At 62.1% G+C, this 13,552-nt stretch carries 9 protein-coding genes and 1 pseudogene; 3 read left to right on the top strand and 7 right to left on the bottom strand.

Annotated features, from left to right (window positions below; genetic code table 11):
• Positions 1 to 99: 99 nt before the first annotated feature.
• The 3 genes from AC1DVF_RS23440 to AC1DVF_RS23430 all read right to left on the bottom strand — a co-directional run bounded on the left by AC1DVF_RS23440 (position 100) and on the right by AC1DVF_RS23430 (position 4,147).
• A complete protein-coding gene (locus tag AC1DVF_RS23440; protein ID WP_477783213.1) occupies positions 100 to 1,638 on the bottom strand; it encodes a collagen-like triple helix repeat-containing protein in 1,539 nt (512 codons plus the stop codon).
• A 299-nt stretch (positions 1,639 to 1,937) separates the two neighbouring features.
• Positions 1,938 to 2,792, bottom strand: coding sequence for a MaoC family dehydratase (locus tag AC1DVF_RS23435; protein WP_093430280.1), 855 nt, complete (start codon positions 2,790 to 2,792; stop codon positions 1,938 to 1,940).
• Between the two features lie 2 nt (positions 2,793 to 2,794).
• A complete protein-coding gene (locus tag AC1DVF_RS23430; protein ID WP_099757910.1) occupies positions 2,795 to 4,147 on the bottom strand; it encodes a 3-oxoacyl-ACP reductase in 1,353 nt (450 codons plus the stop codon).
• A gap of 182 nt (positions 4,148 to 4,329) precedes the next feature.
• On the opposite strand from AC1DVF_RS23430, the gene AC1DVF_RS23425 reads away from it, so the two are divergent.
• Positions 4,330 to 5,607, top strand: coding sequence for an acetyl-CoA C-acetyltransferase (locus AC1DVF_RS23425; protein ID WP_099757911.1), 1,278 nt, complete (start codon positions 4,330 to 4,332; stop codon positions 5,605 to 5,607).
• A 227-nt stretch (positions 5,608 to 5,834) separates the two neighbouring features.
• Here the strand turns inward: AC1DVF_RS23425 and AC1DVF_RS23420 are convergent, their stop codons facing one another.
• Positions 5,835 to 6,563, bottom strand: coding sequence for a methyl-accepting chemotaxis protein (locus AC1DVF_RS23420; protein ID WP_394505892.1), 729 nt, complete (start codon positions 6,561 to 6,563; stop codon positions 5,835 to 5,837).
• Between the two features lie 129 nt (positions 6,564 to 6,692).
• Positions 6,693 to 7,700 (bottom strand): annotated as a pseudogene (locus tag AC1DVF_RS23415) (cache domain-containing protein); the annotation flags it as partial.
• Between the two features lie 528 nt (positions 7,701 to 8,228).
• Here AC1DVF_RS23415 and AC1DVF_RS23410 point away from each other — a divergent pair.
• The gene (locus AC1DVF_RS23410) at positions 8,229 to 9,125 is read left to right on the top strand and encodes a PA4780 family RIO1-like protein kinase (protein ID WP_007914672.1); all 897 of its coding nucleotides are present in this window, start codon (positions 8,229 to 8,231) and stop codon (positions 9,123 to 9,125) included.
• Between the two features lie 323 nt (positions 9,126 to 9,448).
• A complete protein-coding gene (locus AC1DVF_RS23405; RefSeq protein WP_320335866.1) occupies positions 9,449 to 10,657 on the top strand; it encodes an MFS transporter in 1,209 nt (402 codons plus the stop codon).
• Here AC1DVF_RS23405 and cueR read toward each other — a convergent pair.
• Together cueR and AC1DVF_RS23395 are read right to left on the bottom strand one after the other, a co-directional pair.
• A complete protein-coding gene (gene cueR, locus AC1DVF_RS23400) occupies positions 10,611 to 11,024 on the bottom strand; it encodes a Cu(I)-responsive transcriptional regulator (protein ID WP_093430285.1) in 414 nt (137 codons plus the stop codon). The genes AC1DVF_RS23405 and cueR overlap by 47 nt on opposite strands.
• Positions 11,021 to 13,414, bottom strand: coding sequence for a heavy metal translocating P-type ATPase (locus AC1DVF_RS23395; RefSeq protein WP_477783212.1), 2,394 nt, complete (start codon positions 13,412 to 13,414; stop codon positions 11,021 to 11,023). Before AC1DVF_RS23395 ends, cueR begins: the two co-directional genes overlap by 4 nt.
• Between the last annotated feature and the right edge of the window lie 138 nt (positions 13,415 to 13,552).

Below are 13,552 nucleotides of genomic sequence, written 5' to 3'. Positions count from 1 at the left end.
GAATTTTCCTAAGAAAAAAGCGGAAGACTCGTGGGAATCTTCCGCCCTCAACCAAGCGTAGGCGCTGTAGGTGAGGCCGTCGAATCGGCCAGGTGCAATTTAGCGTGTGTTGCCTCCCAGAGTGCCAGTCAGACCACCGAGTACACCGCCCAGACCGCCACTGGTGGTACCCCCGCTGGTACCGCCGTTGACCAGGCCACCGACGGCGGCGACGGTGCCGCCGACGTTGCTGACCAGACCACCGACTGCGGTGGTGACCGGGTTGTTGGTCGCAGCAATGCTGCCGCCGATACTGCTGACCGCGCCGCCCACCTGGCCGGTAAGACCTGCAACAGGTGAGCCGATACCGGTAGCGGCGCCGAGTTGCTGAGTCACGTTGGTAACGCCACTGGTGACCGGGTTCAGGCCTGCGCCCAAGGTTCCGCCAACCGTGGCCAGAGGTGAGGTGGTTGCGGTGATCGGGGTGCCCGAACCGCCGAGTACGGTGTTGAGCGAAGCCACTGTGTTGCCGGCCGCTGCCAGGACGTTGCCAGGCGCTGCGAGAGTGCCGTTGCCTGCCGCCAGACCTGAGCCGACATTGACCACCGCGCCGCCAACGGTTTGCAGCAGGCCAGTACCACCGAGGCCACCGCCCACTCCACCAGTACCCGAACCAGTGCCGTTGGACACCAGACCACCGGCCTTGGCGACTGCGGTGCCGGTATCGCTCAACGCGCCGCCGAGTGTGTTGGTCAAGGCGTTGCCGTTACCCGCATCGGTAACATTGCCGCCCAGTGTGTTCACCGCACCACCGACTTGCGCAACCACGCCTTTGAGTGGATCGCCAAGACCTGTGGTCGCGCCGAGTTTGTCCGTGGTGCTTTCAACCATCGCAATCACTGGCACCAGACTACCGCCGAGTTTGTTCGTCAGTTGGCTGGTTGGGCCGCTGGTCAGCGTGGTGTCGAGGGTATTGCCGAGCATGGTGACTTTCTCGCCGACACCATCAAGCAGCGGCGCGACTTTGGTCACCACACCGCCCACCACCGGTACGCTGCCCGTCGCAGTGGACAGCTTGGCGCTGAGGTCGGAGACGCCGTTGCCAACATCCGTCACTACACCGCCAACCGAAGCAACGGTGGTGGTCAGGCCATTAGGGTCGGTGGCCAGTTTGCCTACGCCATTGGCGACGCCATCACCCAAGGTGCTGACAACATTGCCTGCGGTGTTGGCCGCACTCTGCACCACACCACCGACCACCGGTACGGTACCCAGCGAGTCGCCGATCTGGCCAACGCCATCGCCGACGCCAGCGACGGTCTTACCGACATCCTGCACCAGGGTGGTGGTCACCAGCGGTGTGGTGGTCGGATTGGTCGGGTTGGTCGGATCCGTTGGGTCTGTCGGGTTGGTTGGATTGGTCGGATCGGTGCCACCGGTTCCGCCAGTACCACCTGTGTTCCCGGTCCCGCCAGTTCCGCCTGTGCCTGCAGTATCACCGCTGCCGCCCGTACCGCCAGTACCCGAGGTGCCGTCCGCCGCAGAACTGCCGGAGCTGCTGTGATGGCCGCCACCGCCGCTGCTGCAGCCGGCGAGGCCGAGGGAGAGAATCAATGCCAGAGCGATTGCCGATTTGCACCACACATCTTGAGTTTTCATGATTGAGATTCCTTGCACCTGTCACAACGTTCGTTGTCTTCGATGGCTCGCCGATCTGTTGTCGGTGATGCCTTCGCCCGTTGTGCTCAATCTCAGTCCAGGGGCAGGTTTCAGGCCATTCTCAAGTTGGTATTAACGCCTTTATATATAAGGTGAAGTTCAGCGCCTAAGGACTAATACCCAGGATATAGCCGGACAAAAAAAGGCCTTGATAATCAAGGCCCTGGTTTTTTCAGCGGAAGGCGGAAGGACGGCGAAAACTTAAGTTATATACACACAATTAACGGTATCCCGCGTGCTCAGGCAATCGGTTGCCACTGCCCGACCATATGCTCCAGGTCTTGCGCACCGATCAGCCGCAACTCACCACTGGACCCCGCCGCACTCGCCAGCAGGGTCACCTCACTGGGCAGGCGCACCGGTTTGCGAAAGTGCACGGCGATCTCAAGGTTGGCCTTGGGCAAATGATCGTTCAGCGCCGCGAGGGTCCGCGCCTTGTTCCACAAACCATGGGCGATCGCTGTTGGAAAGCCAAACAGCCTGGCACTGGCCGCACTCAGGTGAATCGGGTTGTAGTCGCCGGACACTTTGGCGTATTGCCGACCGATATCGACCGGGGCTTTCCAGCGCGCCACCTCCACCAGCGATTGCGACGGCTCCCAGGTCTGCTCGGCCGGCTCGCCCTCAAGTTTCACACCGCGACAGAGCATCTGGCTTTCCGCTTCCCACAGCGGCCCGAGCTGATCATCCAGGGTGGTCAGCAGATCGAACGTCGCACCTTTGGGATGCGCTTGCAGATTCGTCACGCGCACGCTGACCTGCGCCCGACCGATCCCGCCCATCGGGCGCAACACGCGAATGCGGTTGCTCAGATGAATCAGCCCCAGCAGCGGGAACGGAAAGGCTTTGGCGGTGAGCAATTGCATCTGCAATGCAAAGGCGAGGATGTGCGGATAGGTCGGCGGCAACAGACCGTCATCGACGAATCCGCAGACCTTGCGATAGCCCGCCAGGCGTTGGCCATCGACATCGACCCAACAGCGCAGGCCGCTGTCGGGTAATTGGGTGCCGGTGATTTTTCGTCGCGTCGCCGCTCGTGCGTAGAGCCCAGGCAGGCTCGGTTCGCGATCCAGCGTATGCCATTCGATGCTCATGCCTAAGCCCCCAGAACGCTTTGTCCGCAGACCCGCAGCGCCTGCCCGGTGAATGCTCCGGTGCCCGGTTGCGCCAGCCACGCGACGGCTTCGGCGACGTCTTGCGGTAAACCGCCCTGACCGAGCGAACTCATGCGCCGGCCCGCCTCACGCAGGCCAAACGGAATGTGTGCAGTCATTTGCGTCTCGATAAAACCGGGGGCGACGGCATTGATGCTGATCCCACGTTCCAGCAGCGTAGGCGCCCAGGCCTGCGCAAGACCAATCAGCCCGGCCTTGCTCGCGGCGTAGTTGGTTTGCCCGCGATTGCCGGCAATGCCGCTGATCGAGGCCAGCAGAATCACCCGCGCGTTGTCGCGCAGCGTGCCGCTGTCGAGCAGGGCCTGGGTCAGCACTTGCGGTGCGTTGAGGTTGACCGCCAGCACCGCGTCCCAGAATTCCGGGGTCATATTGGCCAGGGTTTTGTCGCGGGTGATGCCGGCGTTGTGCACCAGAATATCGAGGCCGTCAGGCAGTTGTTCGATCAATTGCGTGGCGGCGTCGGCGGCGCAGATATCCAGGGTAATCGCGCGGCCGCCGAGGCGGGCGGCAAGGGCTTCCAGATCGGTCTTCGCCGGCGGCACGTCGAGCAGGATCACCTCGGCGCCGTCGCGCGCCAGGGTTTCGGCAATCGATGCGCCGATACCGCGAGCCGCACCAGTGACCAGCGCCTTGCGTCCGGCCAGCGGCCGGGTCCAGTCAGTCACTGGCGTCGCACAAGCTGTCAGGCGAATCACCTGCCCGGACACGAACGCACTTTTCGGCGAGAGGAAAAACCGCAGCGGGCCTTCCAGTTGATCTTCGGCGCCCTCACCGACGTAGATCAGTTGCAGCGTGCCGCCGCTGCGAAGTTCCTTGGCCAGCGAACGGGAAAACCCTTCCAGCGCTCGTTGCGCACTGGCAGCAAACGGATCACTGAGGGTTTCCGGGGCACGGCCAAGGATCACCAGATGGGCGCTGTGCTCAAGATTCTTCATCAACGGCTGGAAGAATTCGCGCAGTTGCTTGAGCTGGTCGGTATGCAGCAACTCGCTGGCGTCGAACACCACGGCTTTGAGTTTCGGGCCGTGGCCGGGAATCCATTCGGTAGCGGTTGCCGGTTGTTCGCCGTAACGGTAGATGCCGTCGGTCAAACGGTTGGCGAAGGCACTGACGCGCTCCGCCAGTGGCCCGCCGCCGATCAGCAGCGCCCCTTCCACCGGCCGCAGGCGCCCGGCCTGCCAGCGTTCCAGCCGCACCGGCGACGGCAGGCCCAGCGCCCCGACCAGGCGATGGCCGATGGACGAGTTGGCGAAGTCGATATAGCGGTCAGACATGGAACGCTCTCCAGAAGTTGGGGTTCAAAGTGTGGACTACCGATGGCAATCAATCGTTCGATCCACGCAATAAGGCGCGGTGTATCAGTCAAGAAATGTTTATCTGACCCACCGCTATCGCGAGCAGGCTCACTCCTACAGGGGATCGGCGTGAATTCAAACCTTCGGAAAAGGAGTTATTCATGAGTCAGCTGCGCCGCGTCGCGATCATCGGCGGTAACCGCATTCCCTTCGCCCGTTCCAACGGGCCGTACGCCACGGCGAGTAATCAGGCGATGCTCACCGCCGCCCTCGAAGGCCTGATCGAACGCTACAACCTGCACGGCCAGCGCATTGGCGAAGTGGTGGCGGGCGCAGTGCTGAAATTGTCACGAGATATGAATCTGACCCGTGAATGTGTGCTCGGCTCGCGTCTGTCCCCGGCGACGCCCGCCTACGACATTCAGCAAGCCTGCGGCACTGGCCTGGAAGCGGCGATCCTGGTGGCGAACAAGATCGCCCTCGGCCAGATCGAGAGCGGCATCGCCGGTGGCGTCGACACCACCTCGGACGCGCCGATCAGTGTCAGCGAAGGCCTGCGCAGAATCCTCTTGCAAGCCAACCGCGCCAAGACCACCGGCGACAAGCTGAAAACCTTACTGCAGTTGCGGCCGCAACACCTGATCCCGGAATTTCCGCGTAACGGTGAACCGCGCACCGGCCTGTCGATGGGGCAGCACTGCGAACTGATGGCGCAGACCTGGAACATCCCGCGTGAAGATCAGGATCAACTGGCCCTCGAAAGCCACCACAAACTCGCTGCGTCCTATAGCGAGGGTTGGCACAACGACCTGATGACACCGTTCCTTGGTCTGACCCGCGACAACAATCTGCGCCCGGACCTGACCCTGGAAAAACTCGCGACGCTGAAACCCGCCTTCGAAAAAAGCGCGAAAGGCACGTTGACGGCAGGCAACTCCACGCCGCTGACCGATGGCGCGTCTGTGGTGCTGCTCGGCAGTGAAGAGTGGGCGAAGGAACGCGGCTTGCCGATCCTCGCGTACCTGCGCGATGGCGAAGCGGCGGCAGTGGATTTCGTCAACGGCGCCGAAGGGCTGCTGATGGCGCCGGTGTATGCCGTGCCACGGTTGCTGGCACGCAACGGGCTGACCTTGCAGGATTTTGACTACTACGAAATTCATGAAGCGTTCGCGGCGCAAGTGCTGTGCACGCTGAAGGCCTGGGAGGATCCCGAATACTGCAAAACCCGTTTGGGCCTTGATGCGCCGTTGGGTTCGATTGATCGTAGCCGGCTGAACGTGAAGGGCAGTTCGCTGGCGGCCGGGCATCCGTTTGCGGCGACCGGTGGGCGCATCGTCGCGAACCTGGCGAAGTTGCTGGACGCAGCGGGGAAGGGCAGGGGGTTGATATCGATTTGCGCGGCGGGTGGGCAGGGCGTCACCGCCATCATCGAACGCTGACGCTGAAAGAGCCCCTCGCCCTAGCCCTCCCGAAACGTCGGACCGCCCAGAGGGAGAGGGGACCGATTGGGGGATGCTTCAGAGGTGCGCCGACCTGATCTTGCTTTATAGAATCCATAATCGACGCGGTATTTCAGGTCGATGCATAATGCCAGACACCTCGGTCAGCCCCCTCTCCCTCAGGGAGAGGGCTGGGCGGGCGGCGTTCCGATGAGGGGCTTTTGGGTTCAGGTACGAAACCGTCTGACCAACCCATCCAACTCATTCGACAACCCCGCCAGACTCTGCGAATCCAGACGCGCCGAGTTGGCCAGTTCTGCCACCAACTGCGCATCCCCGTGAATCTGGCTGATGTGCCGGTTGATGTCCTCAGCCACCTGATGCTGTTCTTCAGCAGCGGTAGCGATTTGCGTGTTCATGTCACGAATCACGTCCACCGATTCGCGGATCTGCCCGAAGCTTTCGCGCGCCTCGCCGATACGCGTCACCGACTGCTGCGAGACCTGCAGGCTGGCGTGCATCTGTTGTGTGACCTGACTGGTGCGCTTGGCCAGATTGCCGAGCAGACCATCGATCTCTGCCGTCGAATCCGCCGTGCGTTTGGCCAGTGCGCGCACCTCATCCGCCACCACGGCAAAACCGCGCCCCTGTTCACCGGCGCGGGCTGCTTCGATGGCGGCGTTGAGCGCCAGCAGGTTGGTCTGTTCGGCGATGGAGCGGATGGTGCCGAGGATCGACTGGATATCGTTGCTGTCGCGCTCCAGTTGTTGCATTGACTGCGCCGATTGCTCCAGCTCCTGGCTCAGTTGATCGACGCTGTGCACCGCCGCATCAATCTGTTGCTGGCCTTGGCGGGCCTGACGCTGGCCGCTGTCGGCGGAGTCCGCTGCCTGACTGCACGAGCGCGCGACTTCGTTAGCGGTGGCGACCATTTCGTGGAACGCGGTCGAGACCATGTCGACCGCTTCACGCTGACGCCCGGCGGCTTCGGCCATGTCGCTTGAGACGCGGGTCGAACTCTGCGAGGTCGCGAGGATTTTCCCGGCGGCGCCGCCGATGTGCTGGATCAGGCTGCGGATCGCGGTGAGGAACTGATTGAACCAGTTGGCCAGTTGCGCGGTTTCGTCGTTGCCCCGGATGTCGAGGTTTTTGGTCAGGTCGCCTTCGCCCTGCGCAATGCCTTCCAGGCCACTGGCGACGCTGCGGATCGGCCGCACGATGAGGGTGGCGAAACTGGCGCCAACCACGGCGAACAGCACGGCCAGCACGGCGGCGATGATCGCGATCAGCCAGGTCAGTTGCGTGGCTGAGCTCATCACATCGCTCTGCTTGATCAGGCCGACGAAGGTCCAGCCCAATTGCTCCGACGGCCAGACGTTGGCCATGTAGCGCTCACCGTTAAGCTCGACTTCGACCAGGCCTTTGCCGGCCTTGGCCAGCTGCGCATAGCCTTCGCCGAGGCTGTCCAGCGGCTTGAAGTTGTGTTCCGGCTGTTTCGGATCGACCAGCACCGTGCCGCTGTTTTCCAGGAGCATCAGGTAGCCGGTTTCGCCCAGCTTGATCTGTTTGACGATCTCGGTGAGCTGCTTGAGCGTCACGTCGATGCTGACCACGCCGCCGTTGCTGCCGAGTTTGTTGTCGATGGTGCGCACGGTGCTGACGTAGGTCGCATCGTCCTGCGCCCAGTAGTAAGCGGCGGTCCGCAACGGTTTGCCCGGTTTGGCCTGGGCAGCCTTGTACCACGGCCGCTGACGCGGGTCGTAATTGTTGAGTTTGGGATCGTCCGGCCATGACACATAACCACCGGCGGCGGTGCCAACGATGGCGTAGGCGTAAGCCGGGTGGGCGTTGCCCAGGTCCTGGAGGAACGCGAAGACCTTTTTGTCCATCTCGCCCTGCGGGATGGATTCGGCGTTGGCGCTCATGTAGGTCTTGAGGCTGTCGTCGGTGTTTTTGATCAGCGGCTGCGACGCCAGGTAATCGACGTTCTGGCTGATGCCATCAAAAAACAGCTGCATGGCATTGCTGACCTGACGGATTTCGCGACCGCTGCTGTCGACAAAACTGTCCCGGGCATCGCTGCGCAAGTTCATCACCACCAGCGTTGCGACCAGCACCACCGGCAAGCAGGCGATGATTGCAAACGCCCACGTCAATTTCTGTTTGATGTTCATCCGCGCTCCAGATTTTCTTGTAGGCCCACGCAGTGCAGATGACTTGTGGTTTATTGGCAGCCGAAAACGTTGTGGATCACTCGTATCCCCGAGCGCGGCATCGCTGATTGTTGTGGAACGATTGCCGGACAAATCCCTCTGTCATTGAGGGCTTCGGCTGCAAAACAGGGAAATTGAGGCGACTTTGCAAAAATCTGCCGAAGGGGCATCAGCCGGATGTCAGATTCTGTCGCAAATGCCCTTGAAGACATGTACCAACAAGTACAACAGCCTCGGCTATGATTCCCCACGGTCGATGCGCGAGCGCAGAGTTGGCCCTGTTTAATCCGGCACAGTGTGTGCATTCTCAACGTTCACAGGTCGGCAACCCCTCCCCGTGATGCGAGGATTGCCGTATAACGAGTGACATTCGCGTGTTTGGTAATAAAGGACCCACAATAAAAGCTGATGAAGACTCCAAAACGCATTGAACCCCTGATCGAGGACGGTCTGGTCGACGAGGTGCTGCGCCCACTGATGAGTGGCAAAGAAGCAGCTGTTTATGTGGTGCGCTGCGGCAATCAGTTACGTTGCGCAAAGGTCTACAAGGAGGCGAACAAACGCAGTTTCCGCCAGGCGGCCGAGTATCAGGAAGGCCGCAAGGTGCGCAACAGCCGACAGGCTCGCGCAATGGCAAAAGGCTCCAAGTTCGGTCGCAAAGAGACCGAAGATGCCTGGCAGAACGCCGAAGTGGCGGCGCTGTTCCGTCTGGCCGGCGCCGGTGTGCGGGTGCCCAAACCCTACGACTTCCTCGACGGCGTGCTGTTGATGGAACTGGTGGCCGACGAGTTCGGCGATGCCGCGCCGCGTCTCAATGACGTGGTGCTGGAGCCGGATCAGGCGCGCGAGTATCACGCGTTCCTGATTTCGCAGATCGTGCTGATGTTGTGTACCGGTCTGGTGCACGGTGACCTCTCGGAGTTCAACGTGCTGCTGACGCCGACCGGCCCGGTCATCATCGACCTGCCGCAAGCCGTGGACGCTGCCGGCAACAACCACGCGTTCAGCATGCTGGAGCGCGACGTTGGCAACATGGCTTCCTACTTCGGACGCTTTGCCCCGGAGTTGAAGCTGACCAAATACGCCAAGGAAATGTGGGCGTTGTACGAAGCCGGCACCCTGCACCCGAACAGTGTGCTGACCGGTGAGTTCGATGATCCGGAAGACCTGGCCGACGTCGGCGGGGTGTTGCGCGAGATCGAAGCGGCGCGCCTCGACGAGGAACGCAAGCAGGCCATCCGTGCTGCGGACGACGAGCCGAAAGGCAAGTCCGACGAACCACCGCCACCACCGTGGATGCAGTGATTGCTTGATGAGAAACCCGGCTTCGGCCGGGTTTTTTGTTTGAATCAGAAGCCTTGGAACCCAGAAGCCCCTCATCGGAACGCCGCCCGCCCAGCCCTCTCCCAGAGGGAGAGGGGGCCGACCGAGGTGTCTTGCGTCATACATCGACCTGAAAAAACGAGTCGATTATGGATTCAACGAAAAACGTTCAGGTCGGTGTACCTCCCAAATATCCCCCAATCAGTCCCCTCTCCCCATGGGAGAGGGTTAGGGTGAGGGCTCTTTCGGATCCCCGCAAATTCAAGTCTACTGTCCACCGCGCCAACCACACTCAAGGACTGAATGTGACCACCCCGAGCAACACCCACCTGATCGTCACCGCTCGACTGATCTCCGATTTCGGCGCCTTCCTCAACATGGTCGCGCTGGCCACCTACGTCTACCTGCTGAGCAACAGCGCAATAAGCGTCGGGATCTTTCTCGCCAGTCGCGTCGGCGGGGGGATTTTTGCCAGTCTGATCGGCACCGCGTTTTACCGTCGTTGCAGCGGACGCGCACCGCTGATCGCCTTCGACCTGCTGCGCGCCAGCGTGCTCGGTCTGTTGTTGATCGTGCCCGTCAGCCAACAGGCCTTGCTGTTGCCGGTGATCGCCTTCGGTCTGGGCCTGGGCAATTCGATGTTTGCCATCGGCCTCAACAGCCAGTTGCCGCGTCTGGTCCCCGCTGATCAACTGCTCAAGGCCAACGCCTGGATCACTTCGGCCTCATCCGCTGCGATGGTCGGCGGCAGCCTGGTTTCAGGTTTGCTGGTCGCGGGGTTTGGTTTTGAAACGGTGTTCGCACTGAATGCGCTGACCTATTTGCTGGCCGCGTTATTGATTGTGCCGCTGCGGTTCGCACCCGCAACCGTCAACGACGCACCGGAACGCGGCGAATGGACAGCGCTCAAGCAAGGCCTGCGTTCTGCGCCGGTGATTGCCGCGATGCTCGCGGTCACCATGGCCGACACTTTGGGCAGCGCCGCGCACAACGTCGGCTTTCCGATCATCTCCAGACTGCTCACGCCGGAGTCGGCGAGTACCACGCTGGGGCTGATGCTCGCAGTTTGGGCCAGCGGCAAGCTCCTCGGTGCGCGAATCGCCAGCCGTCTCAAAGGCTCGGACAACATCCATCTGGAACGGCGGTTTTTCTTTGGCGTGGCGCTGATGTCCTGCGGCTTTATCCTGATGTTCCAGCAACACAGCCTCTATGCCCTGTTGCTGTTTTCCTTGCCGGCAGGGTTGGGTGACGGTTTTTCCGAGGTCGGGCTGATGTCGCGTCTGCAACGTGAACCCGAGCAATTGCGCCTGCCGATCTTTAGCGTACTGACTTTGCTGCAAATGACCGGGTTCGGTATCGGCATGCTGATCGCCGCGCCGTTCTACGCCTGGTGGACGCCGGGTGCCGTGGTCATGCTGTTCCACGGCATTCCGCTCAGTACGTTGCTGCTGGTGAAAGTTCTGGCGCTCAAGCGCGGGCGGATTGTGCGCAGCAGCCCGACGCCAGTTCCTTGAGGATCGGGCAATCGGGGCGGTGGTCGCCGTTGCAGTGCTCGACGAGGTCTTGCAGGGTGTCGCGTAATTCGCCGAGCTCGCGAATCTTCTGGTTCAACTCGTCGATGTGCTGGCGCGCCAATGCTTTCACATCGGCGCTGGCCCGTTGGCGATCCTGCCAAAGGGTCAGCAGTTTGCCGACTTCCTCCAGCGAAAAGCCCAGATCCCGCGAGCGCTTGATAAACGCCAGCGTGTGCAGATCATCGTCGCCATAGACCCGGTAACCGCTGTCGGTGCGATGCGCCGCTTTGAGCAGGCCGATCGACTCGTAATAGCGGATCATTTTCGCGCTCAGGCCACTGTGTCTGGCCGCTTGGCCGATGTTCATCGGTGTTCCTCCAGGTCCTTGGGTTTCCAGGTTTTCAACAGTAGCGCATTGCTCACCACGCTGACGCTCGACAGCGCCATCGCCGCGCCGGCCAGCACCGGATTGAGGAAGCCGAACGCCGCCAGCGGAATGCCGATCAGGTTATAGACGAAGGCCCAGAACAGGTTCTGGCGGATCTTCGCGTAGGTCTTGCGACTGATCTCCAGCGCCGCCGGCACCAACCGTGGATCGCCGCGCATCAGGGTAATGCCCGCCGCGTGCATGGCGACGTCGGTGCCGCCACCCATGGCGATACCGATGTCGGCAGCGGCGAGGGCCGGGGCGTCGTTGATGCCGTCACCGACCATGGCGACCACGCCGGTTTTTTTCAGCTCGCTGACGGTGGCGGCTTTGTCCGCCGGCAGCACTTCGGCGTGGACATTGCTGATGCCCAGAGCCTCGGCGACCACGCGAGCGCTGCCGCGATTGTCGCCGGTCAGCAGATGGCTGTGGATACCGCGGGCGGCGAGCTGCTGCACGGCTTCCAGTGCACCGGGTTTCAGGGTGTCACCGAAGGCGAACAAGCCGAGCACTTTCGGTTCCGGGCTTTGCTCGATTAACCACGACAGGGTGCGGCCCTCGGCTTCCCAAGTCTGGGCAGATTCGCTCAGGTTGCCCGCGTTCAAAGCACTTTCTTCGAGCATCCGCCGATTGCCCAGCGCCAGACGCCGGCCTTCAAGATTGCCGGCAATGCCGCGACCGGTCAGCGATTGACTGTCGCTGACATCCGGCACGTTCAGGCCTCGTTCCGCTGCGGCATCGAGTACCGCTTTGGCCAACGGATGTTCACTGCCGCGTTGCAGCGCACCGGCCAGTTTCAGCAGCGTGTCTTCATCACCATCCACTGCACTGAAATGGGCAATGCGCGGCGTGCCGGAGGTCAGCGTGCCGGTTTTGTCGAACACCACACTGCTGACTTCATGGGCGCGTTCCAGCGCTTCGGCGTCCTTGATCAGAATGCCGTGACGCGCGGCCACGCCGGTGCCGGCCATGATCGCCGTCGGCGTGGCAAGGCCCAGCGCACAAGGGCAGGCGATGACCAGCACCGCGACGGCGTTGATCAACGCGGTCTCCATGGGGGCGCCGTAGAGCCGCCAGCCGATCAGTGTCACCAACGCGATCAGCAACACCGTTGGCACGAAGATCTGGCTGACTTTATCCACCAGTTTCTGGATCGGTGCTTTCGCGGCTTGAGCGTCCTCAACCAGACGAATGATCCGCGCCAGCACGGTTTCTGCGCCGAGCGCCAGGGTGCGCACCAGCAAGCGGCCTTCACCGTTGATCGCGCCGCCGGTGACTTTGTCTCCGGGTTGTTTCGGTACCGGCAGGCTTTCGCCGCTGATCAGTGCTTCATCGGCGTGGCTCTGGCCTTCGATGACTTCGCCGTCGACCGGGAATCGCTCGCCGGGTTTGACCAGCACCAGATCGTTCAGGCGCAAGGCGCTGATGGCGACATCCTGCTCGCGACCGTCGATGACTTGAATCGCCCGTTCCGGACGCAATGCTTCCAGCGCGCGGATGGCGCTGGCGGTCTGGCGTTTGGCGCGGCTCTCCAGGTATTTGCCGAGCAGCACCAAGGCAATGACCACCGCCGACGCTTCGAAATACAGATGCGGCATGCGCCCGGCGGCGGTCGCCCACTCGTAAAGACTCAAGCCGTAGCCGGCGCTGGTGCCGAGGGCCACCAGCAAGTCCATGTTGCCCGCTCCGGCACGCACGGCTTTCCACGCGGCGACATAAAAACGTGCACCGAAAATGAACTGCACCGGCGTGGCGAGGGCGAATTGCGCCCAGGCCGGGAGCATCCAGTGGATGCCGAACGGTTGCAGCAACATCGGCGCCACCAGCGGCAGGGCGAGGGCAATCGTGCAGATCAGCGCCCAGCGTTCATGCTTGAGGCGCTGTTGCTGGTTATCGGTTTGCGGGTGTTCGGCTTGCCAGACGCTGGCCGAATAACCGGCCTTGCTCACGGCCTCAAGCAGCGTTTGCGGGGCGACCTGACCGAGCAATTCGAGGTGTGCGCGTTCGTTGGCCAGGTTGACGCTGACGCTTTTGACGCCCGGCACTTTGTTCAGCGCTCGCTCGACGCGGCCGACGCAGGAGGCGCAGGTCATGCCTTCGATATTCAATTCGATAGCCTGCTGCGGCACGCTGTAACCGGCGCGCTCAACTGCTGCCATCAAGGCCGGCAGACTGTCGCCGGGCGCCTGTAAGCGGGCCTGCTCGGTGGCGAGGTTGACGCTGACGGCACTGGCACCGCTGACTTTGCTCAAGGCCCGCTCGACACGCCCGGCACAACTGGCGCAGGTCATGCCGGCAATCGGCAGATCGAACGTGATGGAATCGGACATCGGTCGTACTCCCTGTAGTAGATGCCTACAAGGATCAACCTTGCCATGCGGGCAAGGTCAAGCGCCAATCTTTGACGCGCCGCAAAACAAGCTGTGGGAGCGAGCCTGCTCGCGAAAGCGGCGGGTCAGTCAACAACA

The sequence above is a fragment of the Pseudomonas sp. P4_D7 genome (assembly GCF_056401755.1).
Note: the sequence above shows the minus strand (reverse complement) of the source record. Positions and strands in the feature narration are given on the sequence as shown.

Bases quoted from the DNA above. Each gene is read 5' to 3' on its own strand.
- AC1DVF_RS23435 (WP_093430280.1), bottom strand. From the start codon at position 2,792: ATGAGCATCGAATGGCATACGCTGGATCGCGAACCGAGCCTGCCTGGG.
- AC1DVF_RS23440 (WP_477783213.1), bottom strand. From the start codon at position 1,638: ATGAAAACTCAAGATGTGTGGTGCAAATCGGCAATCGCTCTGGCATTG.
- AC1DVF_RS23420 (WP_394505892.1), bottom strand. From the start codon at position 6,563: ATGGTCTCGACCGCGTTCCACGAAATGGTCGCCACCGCTAACGAAGTC.
- AC1DVF_RS23425 (WP_099757911.1), top strand. From the start codon at position 4,330: ATGAGTCAGCTGCGCCGCGTCGCGATCATCGGCGGTAACCGCATTCCC.
- AC1DVF_RS23430 (WP_099757910.1), bottom strand. From the start codon at position 4,147: ATGTCTGACCGCTATATCGACTTCGCCAACTCGTCCATCGGCCATCGC.
- AC1DVF_RS23395 (WP_477783212.1), bottom strand. From the start codon at position 13,414: ATGTCCGATTCCATCACGTTCGATCTGCCGATTGCCGGCATGACCTGC.
- cueR (WP_093430285.1), bottom strand. From the start codon at position 11,024: ATGAACATCGGCCAAGCGGCCAGACACAGTGGCCTGAGCGCGAAAATG.
- AC1DVF_RS23410 (WP_007914672.1), top strand. From the start codon at position 8,229: ATGAAGACTCCAAAACGCATTGAACCCCTGATCGAGGACGGTCTGGTC.